15 protein-coding genes are annotated in these 18633 nt (G+C 56.4%); 8 read left to right on the top strand and 7 right to left on the bottom strand.

Annotated features, from left to right (window positions below; all coding sequences use genetic code 11):
- Nucleotides 1-6 precede the first annotated feature (6 nt).
- Nucleotides 7-1098, bottom strand: a complete 1092-nt coding sequence (locus tag IEX86_RS01430) for an NADH:flavin oxidoreductase/NADH oxidase (RefSeq protein ID WP_188864285.1) — start codon at nt 1096-1098, stop codon at nt 7-9.
- 140 nt (nt 1099-1238) lie between these two features.
- Here IEX86_RS01430 and IEX86_RS01425 point away from each other — a divergent pair, with 140 nt between their 5' ends.
- From IEX86_RS01425 to IEX86_RS01415, 3 genes are all read left to right on the top strand, one after another.
- Nucleotides 1239-1715, top strand: a complete 477-nt coding sequence (locus IEX86_RS01425; RefSeq protein ID WP_188864284.1) for a MarR family winged helix-turn-helix transcriptional regulator — start codon at nt 1239-1241, stop codon at nt 1713-1715.
- Between the two features lie 169 nt (nt 1716-1884).
- Nucleotides 1885-2277 carry a DUF6491 family protein gene (locus tag IEX86_RS01420; protein ID WP_188864283.1) on the top strand — a complete coding sequence of 131 codons (393 nt, stop codon included), beginning with the start codon at nt 1885-1887 and terminating at the stop codon, nt 2275-2277.
- A 68-nt stretch (nt 2278-2345) separates the two neighbouring features.
- A complete protein-coding gene (locus IEX86_RS01415) occupies nt 2346-3029 on the top strand; it encodes a thermonuclease family protein (RefSeq protein WP_188864282.1) in 684 nt (227 codons plus the stop codon).
- 54 nt (nt 3030-3083) lie between these two features.
- Here IEX86_RS01415 and IEX86_RS01410 read toward each other — a convergent pair whose 3' ends face one another.
- Nucleotides 3084-3911 carry a peptidoglycan DD-metalloendopeptidase family protein gene (locus tag IEX86_RS01410; protein WP_188864760.1) on the bottom strand — a complete coding sequence of 276 codons (828 nt, stop codon included), beginning with the start codon at nt 3909-3911 and terminating at the stop codon, nt 3084-3086.
- A 126-nt stretch (nt 3912-4037) separates the two neighbouring features.
- Between IEX86_RS01410 and grxB the strand changes: the two genes are divergently transcribed.
- Nucleotides 4038-4682: a glutaredoxin 2 gene (gene grxB, locus IEX86_RS01405; protein WP_188864281.1), complete on the top strand. Its 645-nt coding sequence runs from the start codon at nt 4038-4040 to the stop codon at nt 4680-4682.
- A 2-nt stretch (nt 4683-4684) separates the two neighbouring features.
- Here grxB and xseA read toward each other — a convergent pair whose 3' ends face one another.
- The 3 genes from xseA to IEX86_RS01390 form a co-directional block, all read right to left on the bottom strand.
- A complete protein-coding gene (xseA, locus tag IEX86_RS01400) occupies nt 4685-6064 on the bottom strand; it encodes an exodeoxyribonuclease VII large subunit (RefSeq protein ID WP_188864280.1) in 1380 nt (459 codons plus the stop codon).
- A 33-nt stretch (nt 6065-6097) separates the two neighbouring features.
- The gene (locus IEX86_RS01395; protein WP_188864279.1) at nt 6098-7069 is read right to left on the bottom strand and encodes a D-2-hydroxyacid dehydrogenase family protein; all 972 of its coding nucleotides are present in this window, start codon (nt 7067-7069) and stop codon (nt 6098-6100) included.
- A 96-nt stretch (nt 7070-7165) separates the two neighbouring features.
- Nucleotides 7166-9187, bottom strand: a complete 2022-nt coding sequence (locus tag IEX86_RS01390; protein WP_188864759.1) for a TonB-dependent siderophore receptor — start codon at nt 9185-9187, stop codon at nt 7166-7168.
- Between the two features lie 279 nt (nt 9188-9466).
- Here IEX86_RS01390 and guaB point away from each other — a divergent pair, with 279 nt between their 5' ends.
- Entirely contained in the window at nt 9467-10936 is a 1470-nt protein-coding gene (gene guaB, locus IEX86_RS01385; RefSeq protein ID WP_188864278.1) for an IMP dehydrogenase, read from the top strand.
- Nucleotides 10937-11034: 98 nt separating this feature from the next.
- Nucleotides 11035-12612, top strand: a complete 1578-nt coding sequence (guaA, locus tag IEX86_RS01380) for a glutamine-hydrolyzing GMP synthase (RefSeq protein WP_188864277.1) — start codon at nt 11035-11037, stop codon at nt 12610-12612.
- Between the two features lie 241 nt (nt 12613-12853).
- Here the strand turns inward: guaA and IEX86_RS01375 are convergent, their stop codons facing one another.
- Together IEX86_RS01375 and IEX86_RS01370 are read right to left on the bottom strand one after the other, a co-directional pair.
- The gene (locus IEX86_RS01375) at nt 12854-14014 is read right to left on the bottom strand and encodes a fumarylacetoacetate hydrolase family protein (protein WP_229685239.1); all 1161 of its coding nucleotides are present in this window, start codon (nt 14012-14014) and stop codon (nt 12854-12856) included.
- Nucleotides 14015-14084: 70 nt separating this feature from the next.
- Nucleotides 14085-15869 (bottom strand): IlvD/Edd family dehydratase, encoded by a 1785-nt coding sequence (locus IEX86_RS01370; RefSeq protein WP_188864275.1) that lies wholly within the window; start codon nt 15867-15869, stop codon nt 14085-14087.
- A 228-nt stretch (nt 15870-16097) separates the two neighbouring features.
- Between IEX86_RS01370 and gntR the strand changes: the two genes are divergently transcribed.
- Together gntR and IEX86_RS01360 are read left to right on the top strand one after the other, a co-directional pair.
- Nucleotides 16098-17138: an HTH-type transcriptional regulator GntR gene (gene gntR, locus IEX86_RS01365; RefSeq protein WP_505909226.1), complete on the top strand. Its 1041-nt coding sequence runs from the start codon at nt 16098-16100 to the stop codon at nt 17136-17138.
- Nucleotides 17139-17259: 121 nt separating this feature from the next.
- Complete coding sequence (locus IEX86_RS01360; RefSeq protein ID WP_188864273.1) at nt 17260-18630, top strand: multicopper oxidase family protein; 1371 nt, start codon at nt 17260-17262, stop codon at nt 18628-18630.
- Nucleotides 18631-18633 lie beyond the last annotated feature (3 nt).

Genomic DNA, 18633 nt, shown 5'->3' with positions numbered 1-18633 from the left:
GAAAACTCAGCGACGCTTCAGCCAGGCCGCATAGGGCGGTGGCAGCAGGTCTTGCGGATTTTCGCGCCCCAGCTCAATGGCGGCATGGTAGGGCCAGAAGGGGTCGCCCAGAACGGCTTTGCCCAGCATGATGAGGTCGGTCTGGCCGCTTTCGATCAGCTCGTTGGCATCCTTGGGTTCGCGAATGGACCAGCTGATGGAGGTAAGCACATCCACCGCGTCAGTGATTTGCTTTGCCTTTTCGCCCATAAAGCCAGGCTGGCCCCATGGGACATTGGAGACATCAGGGGTGTTGAAGCCCATGCTGACGTCGATCAGGTCCATACCGCCTTCCTTGAAGCGGCGAACCAGTTCGATGGACTCTTCCATACCTTGATCGCCCTCGACAAAGTCGGTCACGCCCAGGCGTACGATCAACGGCAGGTTCTGTGGCCATACCTCGCGAACGGCATGGAAGGTTTCCAGCAGGAAGCGTGCACGGCCTTCAAAATCGCCGCCGTATTCATCGGTACGCTTGTTGGCCAGCGGCGAGAAGAAGCTCTGCGCCAGGTAACCATGGGCAAAGTGCAGCTCAAGCAGCTCAAAGCCAGCAGCCAGGGCACGTTTGGCGGCCGCTACGAAATCAGCTGTAACGCGATGGATGTCAGCGACAGTCATCTGCTTGGGTGCGCGGGGCAGGTGAGCGCCAAAGGCATTGTCGGACGGGCCAATTGTTTCCCACGCCATAGGGTGATCCTCAGGCAGATGGTCGTCACCTTCCCAAGGGCGATTGGCACTGGCTTTACGGCCAGCGTGGGCGATTTGGATACCAGCTACGGAGCCGGTGGATTTGATGAAGTTGACGATAGGCTTGTAGGCTTCGGCCTGTTCGTCATTCCAGATACCAAGGTCAGCAGGAGTAATGCGACCTTCAGGGGAGACCGCACTGGCTTCTACCACGATCAGGCCTGCACCACCTGCAGCCCGTGAGGCATAGTTCTGGAAGTGCCATTCATTAGGCATGCCGTCCTTTGCCATGTACTGGCACATGGGGGAAACGGCAATACGGTTGCGCAGGGTAACGTCTTTGATTTTCAGTTCACTAAACAGATCAGCCATTGGGCATGTTCTCCAAGAGTAGGTAGCATCTGGTAGTTAGAGGCTTACCGATATATTGTGTTCAATATAATTGTGTGAAATGTAATTAAGCAAGAGGCTCAGCGTCGCAGGATGTTCGCTTTGGTCTCGACGAGGTCGCCATGTCTGATTCGATAAAAGAGACGCCAAATCGCTCCGTGTGCGAGCTTTCACTCGACGAACAGCTGTGTTTTCCGCTCTATGCAGCGGCTAACGCCACCATTCGTGCCTATCGGCCGTTGCTTGAGCCGTTGGGGCTTACCTATCCACAGTATTTGGTCATGCTTGTGCTCTGGGAACGTGACGGGCTCAAGGTCACTGAAATCGGCAGACGCCTGCATCTGGATACCGGAACCCTCACACCGTTGGTCAAGCGCCTTGAGGCAGCGGGTCTCGTTCAGCGCTCCCGGCTGGCTGAGGATGAACGCTGTGTTGCCGTCACGTTGACGCCGGAAGGACGAGCCCTACAGGAAGCAGCACGCGGCATTCCAGGCACCATGAAGCAGGCGCTTCCCCTTGAGGGCGATACGGTGGCTGCACTGAAGGCCGGTCTTTCCCGCCTGATCGAAGTCAGCGAGGCATTGAACGGGCGTGACTAGATATCGGTTGAATCTATGGGGCGCCATGCTTTCTTAGTGTTTTGAATGGAACATTCAATAACGTACGGGCGATGGCAATGGTAAACACCTGGCTCAAGCGTGGCCGGTTCTGATTATTCCATTCACACTTGGAAGACCACTGTAGAAATAGCAGGTTAAGGATTTTTGAATGCGCGTGTTCAGGACGCTGGGGTTGCTGGGTCTGATGTCATTGCTGGCTGCCTGTGCGACCCCTTTCGGACCACCGACGACGCTGGATGGCAAGCTCAGGCGACTTGGTTATAGCCAGGGCGAGCCCATTCGCACGATTTTAGGGTTCGACTTGTCTGGCTGGAATTATCTGGACCGCAGCCACATTGCGCTGGGCACAGGATTGGGCCGTGCCTATCTTGTTGAATTCGCGCAACCTTGCCGTAACTTGCAGGAAGGTAACCGTATCGGCTACAGCTCAAGAGCAGCTGGTCTTCGATCGGGTGATCTGATCATCTCCAATGCACCGGCTGGGGACGCGGAACGATGCACGATCGGGGAACTGTACAAACTAACCCCTCTGGACCGCTAAATGACGGGCTCCAGGGAGCACTATTCTGAATATCCGCTCTGCCTATTTTTCTTTTGAGGAGTTCCCGCGTGAAGCGCCTGATTCCGCTTGCTGCCTTTTTGCTGTTCCCCTTGCTGGCACACGCCGAGACTGTCAATTGCCGTGTCGTAGGCGTTCATGATGGCGATACGCTGACCTGCCTGACGTCTCAGAAAAAACAACTCAAGGTTCGTCTTGCGGAAATTGATACTCCTGAGTCCAAGCAGCCTTATGGCACTCGGGCTCAACAGGCTCTCTCCGGTATGGTCTTTGGCAAGGATGTACGACTTGAGGTGCAGGATACCGACCGCTACGGCCGTAAGGTGGCTCGGGTTTACCAGGATAAAACGGATGTGAACGCCGAACAGGTCAAGTCCGGCTCGGCCTGGGTATATCGGCAGTATCTGAAGGACAAGTCACTTCTGGCTCTTGAGGCTGACGCCAAGGCTGCCAAGCGTGGCCTCTGGGCGCTGCCGGAGTCGGAGCGCATGCCGCCGTGGGAGTGGCGTAAGGCAGACCGCGACAAGCGGCAGGATAAGCGAGAAGCGTCAGCTACCTACACACCGCCTGCTAAATCGAAGGAGGAGGGTAGCGAGTTCAACTGCTCTACGCTCAAGCGGTGCAATGCCATGTCCAGTTGCGCCGAGGCGAAATACCAACTGCAACAGTGCGGAAATACCAAGATCGATGGTAATCGCGACGGTATCCCCTGTGAGGCGCTCTGCAAGCAGTAGAGCTGTTTTGCCCGTAAGCCATTCATCGGCTTACGGATCTTTTACGCGCCTCAGTCAAGGCGTGTAGGCGTTGATAAAAATGGCAGGGTCAACTCGGGCATCATTCAGGCTGACATTCCAATGCATGTGCGGTCCAGTCGCCCGCCCCGTCGAACCCACAAAACCTACTACGCCGCCACGCGGTACATCCTGCCCCAGCTTTACGTTCACTTTGGACATATGGCAGAACATGCTGATAAAGCCCTGGCCGTGGTCCACAAACACCGTGCGACCATTAAAGAAGTAGTCTCCGATCAGGATGACCTTGCCTGCCGCTGGCGCCTTGATGGGTGTGCCCGCCGGAACGGCAAAATCCAAGCCTGAATGTGGGTTGCGCTCTTGTCCGTTGAAAAATCGGCGAAGCCCGAAGGGGCTGGAAAGGCGGCCATCAACAGGACGATCCAGCAGCAGATTACTTGGTGTGCCTGGGGAAAAGACCCGGTAGGCCTTGGTCTGCTCGGCCAGTTCCTGTTCTATGCGCTTAAGATCCGCCGGATTGGGATTCACCTGTCGGTCATTCTTCAATGTAATGTGCTGCTCTTTATAATGGCGACTCTGTACGGTAAAGGCCTCCGTGCGGCTACCGTTGACCATTAGTGTCTGCTGACCTGGCTTGGCAGTGAGTGGAATACCAACAATGGCGATCCAACGCTGGCCCTCTTCATGAATAACCATGACCGGCTTGCCCTGGTAAGTCGCTTTGGGAGCAGTCGGACCGTTGCCTAATGAAACAACGGCCACACCGCCTGGGACGGGTTTATCCAGCAGGCGAGTGATGAAACCTTCGGCGTGGGCGGATAGGGTAAAGCACAGGGACGCGAGCAGAAGCAGAAAACGAGGCATAGGAAAACAATCAAGGCGATGTGATTCAGTCATCCTCGTTCATGTCTTGGCTTCTGGCAAATCTCTCGTGGCTGAACCCCGGCAAGTTCACATAGGTCCTTGCATGAGGACATCAAGGAGAATGCCATGAAGCTCTATTATTATGAACACTGCCCTTTCAGCACCAAGGTCCGTATGGCGCTGGGCCTGAAGCATATCGATGCGGAGCTTCAGGTGCTGCTGTATGACGATGTAGCGACACCTGAGCAATTGGTAGGCAAAAAGACCGTTCCGATTCTGGTCAAGGACGACGGGACTGCCATGACGGAAAGCCTGAAGATCGTCCATTACCTTGATCATCTCGATGGGATGCCACTGATCGAGGAGGTTCACTCGCACGCTGTTACAGCCTGGATCGAGTCCGCATTGCCATCGTTTCAGCAACTGGGTTACCCACGCTGGGCACAGATCGGCCTCAAGGAAATGGCTTCACGTGAGGCACATGCCTTATTTGTCCAGAAGAAAAGCCAGATCATTGGCAACTTCGATACAGCATTGTCAAACGCCCAGCAGGCTATTGAGGACACTAACCATCGCCTGACGCTACTGGTTGAGATGTATGGTCTTGATCCGGCCCGCCCGCAACTCCTGCTGGATGACATCAACCTGTTTCCAATCCTGCGGGGCTTAAGCGCCACGGCCGGATTGGAATGGCCCGCCTCCGTGCGGCGCTATGTCGACGAGCTGAGTGAGCGGGTTCAGGTACAAACCTTTTTCAGTCGTGCCTGCTGAGATCAGTCCAGCAGGGAGAGGGTGGTCGGTTCCAGGTGATTGTCTTCCACCCTGACATCCAGCTCACCCTCAGCCAGGCGGGCTTTCAGGCGCTGGCCGTTACGCGTTTGCGTGGCGGACCGGATAGCGTGACCATGCTCGTCAAGCAGGATGCTGTAGCCGCGGCCTAGTGTGGCAAGAGGGCTGACAATGTGGAGCGTCTGGACCTGAGAGGCCAGACGCTGGCGGCGCTCCTTGAGCTGACGCTCCATGGTGCGCGGAAGCTGTTGTGCCAGTTGATCCAGCCGCTGACGCAGCAGTGCCAGTTGACGGCCCGGATGCTGGCCTGCCAGTCGGGTTTCGACATGGGCAAGGCGATCCCGGCGTCGGTTCATATCAATCACAAACGCACGGCGCAGGCGCATATCCAGGTCATCGATACGTTGCGCCTGTTGGCGCAGCCGCTCGCCAGGGTGCTTGAGCCGACGAGTAAAGTTTTCAAGGCGTAGCTGTTCACGACTGAGCCGTTCGCCCATACGGACGACCAGTCGTCGATAGAGAGCGTCCAGGCGATTTTTTAGGTCCCCGGTGTGAGGAGCCAGAAGTTCGGCTGCAGCTGAAGGGGTAGGGGCTCGTACATCGGCCACAAAATCTGCAATCGACACATCCGTCTCATGCCCGACGGCACTCACGATAGGCGTTTGAACGGCTGCAACGGCGCGGGCAACCAGCTCTTCGTTAAAGCACCATAGATCCTCAAGGGAGCCACCGCCTCGGGCCAGGATGATCGCATCGAAACCCTGCGTGTCTGCCGTTTGCAACGCTCGAACGATCTGTCCGGTGGCCTCACGCCCTTGTACTGCCGTAGGTATCAGGACCAGCTCGACCTGTGGCGCACGGCGCTTGAATACGCTGACGATATCGCGGATGACCGCTCCAGTCGGAGAGGTCACGATCCCGATACGGCACGGATGGCCCGGTAAGGATTTTTTTCGCTCTTGCGCGAATAAGCCTTCATCCAGCAGTTTCTGCTTCAATGCTTCAAAGGCTTGTCTCAGCAGACCATCACCCGCCGGTTCCAAGGTTTCCAGAATCAGCTGATAGTCACCGCGGCCCTCGAACAAGGAGACCTTGCCGCGGACTTTCACGGCCATGCCATCCTTGAGCAGATTTCTAACGCGCACGGCATTTTGCCGGAAGAGGGCGCAACGTACCTGGGCGTCCTTATCCTTGAGCGTAAAGTAGATATGACCGGACGCAGGGCGGGCGAGGTTGGAGATTTCCCCCTCCACCCATACCTGCGAAAAGACGTCTTCCAGCAGGACGCGGGCTCGCCCGTTGAGCTGGCTGACGGTTAGGACCTCACGATCAAGGCCAAGACGTTGAAAAGGATCATTAAGCATGGCGGGCATCATAAGCCCGCCGTCGACCGGATGCTAGCGACCCAGTACGTCAGGGTTTGCCAGATTTTCCGGCTCGCCCGCAAAGAAGGTGATCAGATTGGCAAACGCCTCGCCAAAGTAGAGCTCGTAGCTGTGCTTCTCCACATAGCCCAAGTGAGGGGTGCACAGGATGTTGGGGTGGGCGAGTAGGGGATGACCCGCCGGCAAGGGTTCCTCTTCATATACGTCTACTGCCGCATACCCAGGTCGGCCGGCTTCAACGGCCTCAAGCAGTGCACCAGGTTCGATCAGGCCGGCCCGTGCGGCATTTACCAGCAGCGCTGACTTCTTCATTCGTGCTAAATCTTCGCGGCGAACGATGTGGCGGGTCTTGTCTGAAAATCGTAAGTTCAGGCTCAGTACATCTGACTCAGCAAAGAAGGCTTCCTGGCTGTCTGCCGTACGATGGCCGTCAGCCAGCGCCGCCTGTCGTGATGCTTCGCTGCCCCAGACCAGTACAGGCATGCCAAAAGCCTGACCATACCGGGCGAGTAACTTGCCAATTTTTCCATAGCCCCAAATACCAAGAATCTGGCCATTCAGGCGCTCGCCCAGGTTGACCTGCCAGTCGCCTGCATAAAAGGCATCCATCGCAGGCTTGAGCTTACGGCGCGCCATAAGAATGAGCGCCCAGGTCAATTCCGCAGCAGCAATGGGCGAGCCTGTACCTTCCACTACGGCAATTCCCCGATGGGTGCAGGCAGCAACATCCAGGTGGCTGGTCGCTTTACCCGTCTGGCTGATCAATTTGAGGCGGGGAAGGTGGGACAGAAGCGCATCGTCGATACGTGTTCGCTCACGGGTCAGCACCAGTGCATCGGCTTCCCGAAAGCGCTCTACCAAGACAGCAGGGTCTCGCTCGGCATCGTGATAGACCGTAACGGTGTGGCCGGCGCGTTCGAGAAGGGCATAGCAGTCCAGCGTTTCAACAACGTGTTGATAGTCGTCCGGGATGACGATGTGCATGGCGGCGCTCCGTTGTGTTCTTGTGCGGACAGTTGAGCATAAGAACACGGAGCCGCCTAGATGGGGCGGCCCAGGCAGGCGGATGGCCCTGGGTCGTCAAAAGGTCACGCTGGCACTCAGGCGTGCTGTGCGGGGCTCACCAACATTAACCTGTAGCGCACTGCCTGTGCTGGAAGGGTAGTAATGTTTATCGAACAGGTTATCCACATTGAGCTGCAACTTGGCTTTATAGCCATGTACGGGCAGATCCCAGCGAAGGAAAGCATCGGCTACGGTATAACTGCTCATGTAAAAGCTGTTCTCGTCATCGCCTGCACGTTTACCCACATAGCGTGCACCTGCACCGGTATGCCAGTCACCCAGGTCAGGCTGCACCTGCAAATGATGGGTGAGATACAGGCTGGCCGTATGTTCAGGTGCTTGATTAAGGCGGTTGCCTTCCCAGGCAGGATTACTGTTGTTTTCCAGAATGCGGGTGCGGGTATAGGCATAGGTGCCGATGATGTTCCAGCGCTCGGACAGGCGTCCGGTTAGATCCAATTCAAGCCCGCGGGCGCTTACTTTGCCCGCGCTACCTATCGATTGACCATTGACCGTGCGGGTACTGACCACATTGTCTTTTTCAATGTCGAAAACGGCTGCATTCAGGTTCAGACCCGGCGCCAGAGTGTACTTGGCGCCCAGTTCGTAGCTGCGTCCTTTTTCCGGGTCGAATGTCTGATTGAGATCGTCTACCGTAGTATTGGGGGCAAAGGAACGGCTGTAGTTTCCGTAAAGCGACAGGGCATCTGTTGCCTGAAAAACCAAGCCAATAAACGGGATAACTACCTGATCGTCCCGGTCCAGGCTGGTTTTTCGGTTTGCTCCCAAGCCTTGGGCGGCATATTGCTCAAATTGCTGATAGCGACCGCCCAGAACCAGAATCCAGCGATCATCCAGATGCCAGTTATCCTTGAAATAAAGTGAGGTGGACTCAAGTTCATTGCGGGCATTGCTTTGTGTAGGGCTGACCTGGCTAGGCTCGGCAAGCGTGCCGTAGGCAGGCGAGTAGATATTGATGTCACGGCGGGAGCCAGTGCTATTGCGGTAGGTCTTGCCCCTGTACTGATCATTCATTTCATGATCGATACCGATCAATAAATCATGTCGCTGGCCCAGGAAGTCCTGCTTTCCAATAAAGTCCCAGCTGGTGTAGGTGGTCTCGTAATCATAATGACCGCCATTGGCTGTTCGCAGAAGTTCGCCACTGGGCGTAACTGAGACTGGCTGAGCGATGGCGAGGCTATAGCGGTCGTTATTCCAACCGTAGGTCAGACGCGTCTTCCACTCGTCGCTAAGCTGATACTCGAATCGAGACGTTGCAGTCTCACTGATACCGGTCGTGTTGGCCCATTTCTCGTCCAGACGCTTGTCGTAGCTGATACTGGCCGGATGGCCATCAACAAACACCGTGCCGCGGTCAAGCGGGCTCGTATAGTCGTTGTATTCATAGGCCAGCGTCACGCTGGCGCGTTCACCAGTCCAGCGCAGCGAGGGCGCGATAAGAGTGTGCTGATCAACGCCATAGTTACGCCAGTAGTCCTCACTCTGACGCTCGGCGATCAGACGATACGCAAAGCCGGTGTCGCCCAGCGGGCCGGTAGTATCAACACCCAGGCTACCACCGCCCTCACTATAGGCCGAGCCGCTAAGGGTAGTGCTTTGGATATACTGAGGCTGCTTGCTCATTACATTAATAAGCCCGCCGGGCTCCAGTGCCCCGTAAAGCAGAGATGCTGGGCCCTTTAGAACCTCTACCCGCTCACTGGTAGGGCCAAAGTTGCGAGAAAGATTTGAGCGTACGCCGTCACGCAAGATAGAGCCGTCAGCATTCGTTCCAAAGCCTCGCTTGACCAGTGAGTCCTTAGTGTTGCCTAGAGTATTGCCCTGGCTTACGCCACTCACGAACTTCATCGCCTCTTCAAGGGAATGAACATCATAATCCTGAATAACTTCAGGCGTTACGACTGCAACTGACTGCGCCTCCTCCTTGACCGGAACATCGGTTTTGCTGGCCGTGCCTGCTCGTAAAGCCGTATAGCCGTCGTCTGCCTCAGGCGCATCAGCCTGAATTTCCATTGTAGACAGGTCGACTCGCGCTTCTGCCAGGGCGGGTAACGTATTCGTGGTGATACAGCCAGCCAGTAGAGACAACAAGAAAGGCTTTTGTCGGGCAAGGCCGAGCGCGCGTGGATAGGGTTTCAAAATGGATGCTCGTAATTCGTTAATGATAATTATTCTAATTTGATATTATTTCTCATGTAAACGAAGCGGCAATTTTTATGCCTACGTTGAGGCTTTCCCTTGGGACAGGTATAATGTCGCGCTTCTTATTTTTCCCGCCCGGGAGCCCCTGCCATGCTGCGCATCAGCCAAGAAGCCCTGACGTTCGACGACGTTCTCCTGATTCCCGGTTATTCCGATGTCTTGCCAAAAGACGTCAGTCTGAAGACGCGCCTTACGCGCGGTATCGAGTTGAACATTCCATTGGTATCCGCTGCGATGGATACCGTGACCGAGTCCCGCCTTGCCATTGCCATGGCTCAAGAAGGCGGTATCGGGATCATTCACAAGAACATGACGATCGAGCAGCAAGCTGCTGAAGTCCGCAAGGTCAAGCGCTTTGAAGCCGGTGTTGTAAAGGACCCGATCACGATCGATGCCAGCGCAACGGTCCGTGACCTGTTTGACCTGACGCGTCAGCACAACATTTCAGGTGTGCCGGTCCTGGCCAACGGTGATCTGGTTGGTATCGTGACTTCTCGTGATGTACGTTTTGAAAACCGCCTCGACATTCCGGTGCGCGATGTGATGACGCCTAAAGAGCGTCTCGTTACCGTTCGCGAAGGTGCTGACAAGCAGGAAGTGCGCGAGCTCTTGCACAAGCACCGCTTGGAGAAGGTCCTGATTGTTGATGAGGCTTTCAACCTGAAGGGCATGATGACCGTTAAGGACATCGAAAAGGCTAAGGCCTACCCGAGCGCCAGCAAGGACGAAGCAGGCAGCCTTCGTGTAGGCGCCGCCGTAGGTACCGGTGCCGAGACCCCTGAGCGCGTTGCAGCGCTGGTGGCTGCAGGCGTTGACGTTATTGTTGTCGACACCGCTCACGGTCACTCCAAGGGTGTGATCGAGCGCGTACGCTGGGTCAAGGAAACCTACCCGCAGGTTCAGGTCATCGGTGGCAACATCGCCACGGGTGAAGCCGCCAAGGCACTGGCCGATGCGGGCGCCGATGCCGTCAAGGTCGGTATTGGCCCGGGCTCTATCTGCACAACGCGTATCGTTGCTGGTGTAGGTGTTCCCCAAATCTCCGCCATTGCCAACGTTGCCGCCGCCCTGGAAGGGACGGGTGTTCCGCTGATCGCTGACGGTGGTATCCGTTTCTCCGGTGACCTGTCCAAGGCCATCGTGGCAGGTGGTTACTGTGTCATGATGGGCTCGATGTTTGCCGGTACTGAAGAAGCACCGGGCGAGGTCGAGTTGTTCCAGGGCCGTTCCTACAAGTCCTACCGCGGTATGGGATCGCTGGGCGCAATGTCACAGAGCCAAGGCTCTAGCGACCGCTACTTCCAGGATTCTGCTTCCGGTGCTGAAAAGCTGGTGCCGGAAGGTATCGAAGGTCGTGTACCGTACAAGGGTCCATTAACCGCTATCATTCATCAATTGATGGGTGGCCTGCGCGCCTCCATGGGTTACACCGGCTGTGCCACGATCGAAGAGATGCGCACCAAGCCTCAATTCGTTCGCATTACTGGCGCCGGCATGGCGGAATCCCATGTGCACGATGTGCAAATTACGAAAGAAGCGCCCAACTACCGCGTAGGCTGATTGCTACGACGATAGGTTCGCTGGTGTTTTATGTTGAGATTCGGGGCTGTCATGGACGGCCCCGAATCGTCTGTTCTTACCGCTCATGAGAAATGGCCATGTCCCAAGACATCCACGCTCACCGTATTCTGATTCTCGATTTCGGTTCCCAATACACCCAGTTGATCGCACGCCGTGTGCGTGAGTTGGGCGTTTATTGCGAACTCCATCCCTTCGACATGGATGACGCCGACATCCGTGCCTTCGCCCCTCGCGGCATCATCCTGGCTGGTGGACCAGAATCGGTACACGAAGCCAATAGCCCCCGTGCACCCAAGGCCGTTTTTGAGCTGGGCGTTCCGCTGCTGGGCATTTGTTATGGCATGCAGACCATGGCCGAACAGCTGGGCGGCAGGGTCGAAGGCTCCAACGTGCGCGAGTTTGGCTATGCCAAGGTTGATGTCGTTGGCAAGAGCCGCTTGCTCGACGGTATCGAAGACCATATCGATGACGACGGTGTCCTCGGTCTGGATGTCTGGATGAGCCACGGCGATAAGGTTTCCAACCTGCCGGAAGGCTTCCATATTGTTGCCAGCACCCCAAGCTGCGCCATTGCGGCTATGGGTGATGAAAAGCGCGGCTGGTACGGCGTGCAGTTCCACCCGGAGGTTACTCATACCAAGCAGGGTGGCCGTATCCTGTCGCGTTTCCTGTTGGATATCTGTCAGTGCAAGGCACTGTGGACGCCCTCCAATATCGTTGAAGATGCTATCGCACAGGTACGTGCACAGGTGGGTAGCGCCAACGTGCTACTGGGCCTGTCCGGTGGTGTGGATTCTTCCGTTGTCGCGGCGCTGCTGCACAAGGCTATCGGCGATCAGCTGACCTGCGTATTCGTTGATAACGGTCTGCTGCGCCTGCACGAAGGGGATCAGGTCATGGCCATGTTTGCTGAGAACATGGGTGTGAAGGTCATTCGTGCCGACGCCGAAAATCGCTTCCTGACCAATCTGGAAGGCGAAGCCGACCCGGAGAAGAAGCGCAAGATCATTGGCCGCACCTTTATCGACATATTCGATGCCGAAGCCAGCAAGCTGCCAAACATCAAGTTTCTGGCACAAGGCACTATCTACCCGGATGTGATTGAGTCTGCTGGAGCCAAGACAGGCAAGGCGCATGTGATCAAGTCGCACCACAACGTAGGCGGTCTGCCTGAGGAAATGAACCTCAAGCTGATTGAGCCGCTGCGTGAGCTGTTCAAGGACGAGGTCCGCAAGATTGGTCTGGAGCTGGGCCTGCCCTATGACATGGTGTACCGCCATCCTTTCCCGGGCCCGGGTCTGGGCGTACGTATCCTGGGTGAAGTGAAAAAAGAATACGCCGACCTGCTGCGTCGTGCAGATGACATTTTCATCACCGAACTGCGCAAGGCCGACTGGTACCACAAAGTCAGCCAGGCATTCGTAGTGTTCCAGCCGGTCAAGTCGGTGGGTGTAGTAGGCGATGGCCGCCGTTACGCCTGGGTCGTAGCCTTGCGTGCTGTGGAAACGGTCGACTTCATGACGGCGCGTTGGGCACACTTGCCTTATGAGCTCTTGGAAAAGGTCTCCAACCGCATCATCAACGAGATCGATGGCATTTCTCGTGTGACCTACGACGTGTCGAGCAAGCCGCCGGCAACGATCGAGTGGGAATGATCTGATGCGTTAAGCACAAAGGCCGCCTTTATGGGCGGCCTTTGTGTTTTTAGGCTAACTACTTCAGTCCTGCCGCTGATCACTAGGGAGGACCCACCAAAATGCTTGGGCATTCTTCTAGTAACGTGTACTCACTCTGACTCCAGGGCCGGAAGAACACGACGACGGGCTATCCATTACGCTGTTTGGGCAGTAGGTGGGAAGGGCCGTTAGATGTCGCTGCTCATCATGGCGTCGGTGGTCAGTTCAGAGGTAGTGCATTTAACGGCAGGCCACGGCGCTGAAGATTGTCCATCAGCGAACGAATGCCAAATGTCCATGGAGCAGCCAGGTCGCTGGTGGTAACCCGGTTACTCAGCGTACCCAGGCGTGACGTGCTGATCGTGACCACATCGCCCAGCTTGTGAGTAAAGCCACCGCCGGGTTGATCACGGTCCTGACGTGGGGCGAATAGGGTACCGAGAAACAGGACAAACCCATCAGGATACTGGTGGTTGGCATTGAGCGTCTGCGCGACCAGATCGAGTGGGTCTCGGCTGATCTGGCGCATGGAGCTGTGGCCTTCCAGTAGATAGCCGTCTTCGCCGTGGATATGCAGGTCGACCTCTGCCGAGCGCACATCGTCGATGCCATAACTTTCATCGAAAAGACGAATGAAGGGTCCGATAGCCGTTGAGGCATTATTGTCCTTGGCTTTGGACAGGAGTAGGGCGCTGCGACCTTCGAAATCCCTGAGGTTTACATCATTCCCCAGTGTTGCACCCTGGACTTTGCCCGTGCTGGAAACCACCAGCACAATTTCCGGCTCTGGGTTATTCCATGTGGACTTGGGATGAATGCCAATCGCTGAGCCGTAGCCTACCGCTGAAAGAGGTTGCGCTTTGGTGAATACTTCAGCGTCAGGCCCTATGCCAACCTCCAGATACTGAGACCATAAGCCCTGTTCGATGAGTACCTGACGCAGGGACTCCGCCTGATCCGATCCTGGCACGATATCAGAAAGGTCAACGCCGATGCGCTCAGTCAATGAGGCGCGGATGTCAGCCGCCTTGCCTGGGTCGCCCTTGGCCTGTTCTTCGACCACGCGCTCCAGCAGGCTGGCTGCAAAGGTGACACCGGCGGCCTTGATGGCTTGTAGATCGATTGGAGCAAGCAGCCACGGCTTGTTCTCGTCTCGCTGTGAGCAATCGCTATTGTTGAGCAGACCGTGAAGGTCTATCAGTGGCGCTGGCAATGGCAGCTGGTGAATATAGTCAGCGGGGTCCTCTAGCTCCATCAGTGCGGATACGGTTGAAACAGAGGTGCTGATGTCATATACCGCCTGACCTTTGACCAATACCACAGCGGGACCGGCGACAGGGGCGGGTAGCCAGACGCGACCAATCCAAGTGCCATCTGCCATGTCCTCAGGCGTTTGATAGGCCGCCGTCAGAGCTTGTGAGGGCGCGTAGGATGACATGTAATTCTCCTTCTCAGTGAGAGTGGCGAGGGGGACCATTTTCGGTGATCACCCGCATATACAAGGTGGCCGGTTCCAGGCAGCCGCCAGTCGATAACTGTCCTACCAACTTGCGGTAGAGTTCTTGCCAGGGTGTCTGGGAGGGTGGAATGCTGGGCAAGGCTTCACTACGCCGACGCTCCAGCTCATCCTCGTCAATCAGCAACTCGACCCGTCGTGCATTGAGATCGACCCTCATGCGATCTCCTGTCCTGAGCAGGGCAAGTCCGCCGCCTATGGCTGCTTCAGGAGACATATTGAGAATAGACGGGCTGGCTGAGGTGCCGCTCTGGCGCCCATCACCCATGCAGGGCAGTGAGTCGATGCCGCGGCGGATCAGCTCGGAGGGTGGTGCCATGTTGACCACCTCGGCGCTGCCGGGGTATCCCACCGTGCCGCAACCGCGAATAACCAGAATGCAGTGCTCATCGATTTCCAGGCTGGGATCGTTGATACGGGCGTGATAATCCTCGGGGCCTTCAAAGACGATCGCGCGCGTTTCGAAGGTGTTCTCCTTCCCTGGCTCTGCCAGATAGGTCTGACGAAACGCTTCTCCGATGACCGAGACCTTCATGATGGCGCTGTCGAAGAAGTTGCCGCTCAGTACGATAAATCCCGCGCGGTGCTTGAGGGGCGATTCACAGGGGCGGATTACGTCGTTGTCCAACGTCTGATGCTGAGTGATGATCTCGCCAATGGTTTGGCCGGAGACGGTGCTGCAGTGCCGATGGATCAGACCGGCCTTATCCAATTCGTGAAGCACAGCCGGTACGCCGCCGGCGCGGTGGAAGCTTTCCCCCAGGTATTCACCTGCCGGCATGCAATTGACTAGCAGCGGGACGTCTTCACCCAGGCGCTGCCAATCTTCCAGGCTCAGATCGATGCCCATGTGGCGGGCAATGGCGATCAGATGAGGAGGGCAGTTACTGGAAGCGCCTAGCGCTGAGGCCAGCACAATGGCGTTTTCAAAGGCCTCATGCGTCATGATCTGTGACGGACGAATGTCTTCTTTCACCATGTCGACAATGCGCTTGCCGGTGACATAGGCCATCTGGCCACGCTCGCGGTAAGCAGCCGGAATACTGGCGCATCCGGGCAGTGACATACCGAGCGCCTCGGCTAGCGAGTTCATGGAAAGGGCTGTTCCCATGGTGTTGCAATGACCAATCGAAGGCGAGGCCGCCGTAGTCATTTCCATGAAGCCTTCGTAATCGATTGCCCCGGCAGACAGCAGATTGCGCGCATGCCAAAGCACCGTCCCGGAGCCGATACGCTTGCCTTTGTGCCAGCCGTCTAGCATGGGGCCACCAGACAGGACGATGGCAGGAAGATCTGTAGTAGCCGCTGCCATCAGGCAGGCTGGTGTGGTTTTGTCGCAGCCTGTAGTCAGCACTACGCCGTCAAGCGGGTAGCCATGCAGGATTTCTACGAGCCCAAGATAGGCCAGGTTGCGGTCCAGCGCAGCAGTGGGCCGCCGGCTCTGCTCGGCGAGCGGGTGCACTGGAAACTCCATCGGGATTCCACCAGCATCGCGAATACCGGCTTTGACTCGCTGAGCCAACTCCAGGTGGTGTCGATTGCAGGGAGCCAAATCGCTACCGGTCTGGGCAATGCCAATGATAGGCCGTCCCGACTGTAACTCGTCGCGGGTTAACCCGTAATTCATATAGCGCTCGACATAGAGCGCTGTCATGTCGGCATGGGCAGGGTCATCGAACCATTGCTGGCTACGTAGTCGGCGTTGCGTGGGATCACTCATGCTTTTTGTTCTTTAAGTTGTGGTGGAAGGGCATTGAGCGTTCTGGCGACAAGGCCAGTAATTGGCGCGAAAAAAGGGGGGTAATGCTTGAGGGTAAGGGCATGACTTGTTCACCGCTATTGTTTTTATCAAGCGAATGTTAGCGCCTACATTTCGATGTTAGCGCCTACATTTTGTTTGTAAAGACCTCTTTTGACGTTAAAATCAGCTGTGCTTATAACGGTATGGATGATGAGAAACCGTAAACCGGCTCGCAGGCGAGTCACGATGCAGGACATAGCAGACCACGTCGGCGTCAGTTCGATTACCGTTTCCCGGGCGCTTAAAACGCCAGAAAAAGTAGCTGTATCGGTTCGTGACAGAATCCTTGAAGCCTGTGGCCAGCTGGGTTACGTACCTAATCAGGCTGCGATGGCACTGGCTTCAGCGCGCTCCCAGAACATTGTTGTACTTATTCCTTCACTCACCAACAGTGTGTTCGTTGATATTCTGGTTGGTATCAAGGAGCGGCTCGATCGGCATGGCTACAACCTGCTTATTGGCATAACCGGCTATTCGCTTGAGCAGGAAGAACATCTGCTACGGACCTATCTGCAGCATTCTCCGGATGGCGTCATCCTGACAGGAATCGACCATACGCCCGGTCTTTGGGCGCTACTGGAGCAGCAGCAGATTCCCACGGTTCATACCATCGAGACCCTGGAAAGGAGTGATTGCTGGAGCGTAGGGTTTTCCCAATTTGCTGCAGGTTATAGTGCAGCTCAGCATTTGATTGAATGTGGTTATCGGTGTATCGGCATTATTGGCGCGCAGGGTGACCCACGTACGCTACGGCGCCGGGATGGGTGCCGGCAGGCGCTCAAGGAGGCGGGACTTTACGATCCGCAGCGGGAGTTATTTGTTACCAGCAACTCATCCCTGGCCTTGGGGGCAGAGCTGTTCGAGCAGATTTATCATGACCAGCCCGACTGTGAGGCATTGTTCTTTTGCAACGATGACCTGGCACAGGGCGCCGTTTTCAAATGCGGCCGCCTGGGTATTGCCGTTCCTGAGCGCATGGCCATCATGGGTTTTCATGATCTGAACGGCTCTGCCTGGACCTCCCCGCCGCTCACGACCGTTGCAACACCGCGCTATCGAATCGGTTGTGAAGCGGCAGAGCTACTTGTCGCCCATCTCGCTGGGCAGGACAAGCCGGAACGTCATGTAGATCTAGGGTTTGAGATTGTGCTGCGCGAGACCACGCGCCTTGACCCTATCGAGCCGTAAGCATGCCTTCCGTAAGTCTGAAAGGGCGCTTTGCTACATGCTTAATTGAGAGTGCTTCTTATCTTTAGGTGAAATCGGGTGTATCGTGCGCACCTTCATTTTCCCCGAGGGACTGCACTTCATGTCTTTCACGCGACGCCAGGTACTCGGCGGTCTGACCGGTCTGGCTGTGGTAGGGGTAGGCGCTGGTGGCGCCCGCTGGTGGTTAGGACGGCCACAGATTGCCAAAGAATATGACTACGAGCTGATAGCTGCGCCGCTGGATGTTGAGCTGGTGCCGGGCCATGTTACGCCAGCCCTGGCCTATGGCGGTCAGTTTCCGGGCAGAGAGATCCGGGCGCGGCAGGGGGAATGGCTGCGTGTCCGGTTTACCAATCACCTTGATCAGCCCACCACGATTCATTGGCATGGCATCCGTTTACCCATCGAGATGGATGGCGTGCCCTATATCTCGCAGGCACCCGTGTTGCCAGGTGAGAGCTTTATTTATCAGTTCAAGACGCCTGATGCTGGCACCTACTGGTATCACCCGCATATCGCCAGTAGTGAACAATTAGGAAAAGGCCTGGAAGGACCGCTTATTGTCGAAGAGCGTGAGCCGACCGGCTTTGAACATGACCTGACGCTGTGCCTCAAGAACTGGCATATAGATAGTCAGGGTGCCTTTACGGCGTTCAGCATTCCCCGGGAGGCGGCCCGTGTAGGTACACTCGGGCGGCTGACGACGGTAAACGGCAAGCATGCTCCTACAATCGATCTGCCTGCAGGTGCAGTGGTGCGTTTGCGGATTCTGAACGTGGATAACACAGCGACCTACCGGTTAAACCTGTCAGGGGGCGAAGCGCGTATTTATGCGCTAGATGGGCATCCCATCGAGCCTCGTGTATTTGGCGATGAGTATCTGCTTGGCCCTGGTATGCGTATCGATCTGGCCTACAAGGTACCTGCTGTAGGAACCCAGGTTTCTCTGCGTAATGGTCCGCTGCGGTTGGCTACGCTAGGGGCCACCGATCAAGGCGCTCAGTCTGGAACGTGGCCGCAGCCGTTACCGCCCAACCCGGTCAGCGAGCCGGATGTTGAACATGCAGAGACCGTAAGCTTTCGCTTTGAGTGGGTGGCTACCTTGGCCAGCGATCCAGCGTACTGCGGCAAGGCCATGTACTGGCAAATCAATGGTCAGGCAGGGGGTGAGCACAAAGAGGGTGATCAGCATCCTGCTTTGGCCAGGCTCAAGCTGGGGCAAAGTTACATCCTTGAGTTCCGCAACATGGCCCAGTATCTCCATCCGGTGCATCTGCATGGGCTGACCTTCAAAGTCTTAAGCTCGGACCGGCATCCCGTGACGCCGTATTACACTGATACGTATCTGCTCGGCAAGAACGAAACGGCGCGGGTGGCGCTGGTGGCTGATAATCCGGGACAATGGATGCTTCACTGCCATGTGATCGATCACATGGAAACCGGCCTCATGGGTACCATTGAGGTCAGCTGACGT

Source organism: Pseudomonas asuensis (assembly GCF_014646755.1).
GTDB classification, from domain to species: domain Bacteria; phylum Pseudomonadota; class Gammaproteobacteria; order Pseudomonadales; family Pseudomonadaceae; genus Chryseomonas; species Chryseomonas asuensis.
This window is presented reverse-complemented; position numbering and strand designations above follow the sequence as displayed.

What these genes read in the sequence shown, in the direction of transcription:
- IEX86_RS01425 (WP_188864284.1), top strand. Translation starts at nt 1,239, where the DNA reads ATGTCTGATTCGATAAAAGAGACGCCAAATCGCTCCGTGTGCGAGCTT.
- guaA (WP_188864277.1), top strand. Translation starts at nt 11,035, where the DNA reads ATGTCCCAAGACATCCACGCTCACCGTATTCTGATTCTCGATTTCGGT.
- IEX86_RS01420 (WP_188864283.1), top strand. Translation starts at nt 1,885, where the DNA reads ATGCGCGTGTTCAGGACGCTGGGGTTGCTGGGTCTGATGTCATTGCTG.
- xseA (WP_188864280.1), bottom strand. Translation starts at nt 6,064, where the DNA reads ATGCTTAATGATCCTTTTCAACGTCTTGGCCTTGATCGTGAGGTCCTA.
- IEX86_RS01360 (WP_188864273.1), top strand. Translation starts at nt 17,260, where the DNA reads ATGTCTTTCACGCGACGCCAGGTACTCGGCGGTCTGACCGGTCTGGCT.
- grxB (WP_188864281.1), top strand. Translation starts at nt 4,038, where the DNA reads ATGAAGCTCTATTATTATGAACACTGCCCTTTCAGCACCAAGGTCCGT.
- IEX86_RS01395 (WP_188864279.1), bottom strand. Translation starts at nt 7,069, where the DNA reads ATGCACATCGTCATCCCGGACGACTATCAACACGTTGTTGAAACGCTG.
- IEX86_RS01370 (WP_188864275.1), bottom strand. Translation starts at nt 15,869, where the DNA reads ATGAGTGATCCCACGCAACGCCGACTACGTAGCCAGCAATGGTTCGAT.
- IEX86_RS01390 (WP_188864759.1), bottom strand. Translation starts at nt 9,187, where the DNA reads ATGGAAATTCAGGCTGATGCGCCTGAGGCAGACGACGGCTATACGGCT.
- guaB (WP_188864278.1), top strand. Translation starts at nt 9,467, where the DNA reads ATGCTGCGCATCAGCCAAGAAGCCCTGACGTTCGACGACGTTCTCCTG.
- IEX86_RS01430 (WP_188864285.1), bottom strand. Translation starts at nt 1,098, where the DNA reads ATGGCTGATCTGTTTAGTGAACTGAAAATCAAAGACGTTACCCTGCGC.
- gntR (WP_505909226.1), top strand. Translation starts at nt 16,098, where the DNA reads ATGATGAGAAACCGTAAACCGGCTCGCAGGCGAGTCACGATGCAGGAC.
- IEX86_RS01410 (WP_188864760.1), bottom strand. Translation starts at nt 3,911, where the DNA reads ATGCCTCGTTTTCTGCTTCTGCTCGCGTCCCTGTGCTTTACCCTATCC.
- IEX86_RS01375 (WP_229685239.1), bottom strand. Translation starts at nt 14,014, where the DNA reads ATGGCAGATGGCACTTGGATTGGTCGCGTCTGGCTACCCGCCCCTGTC.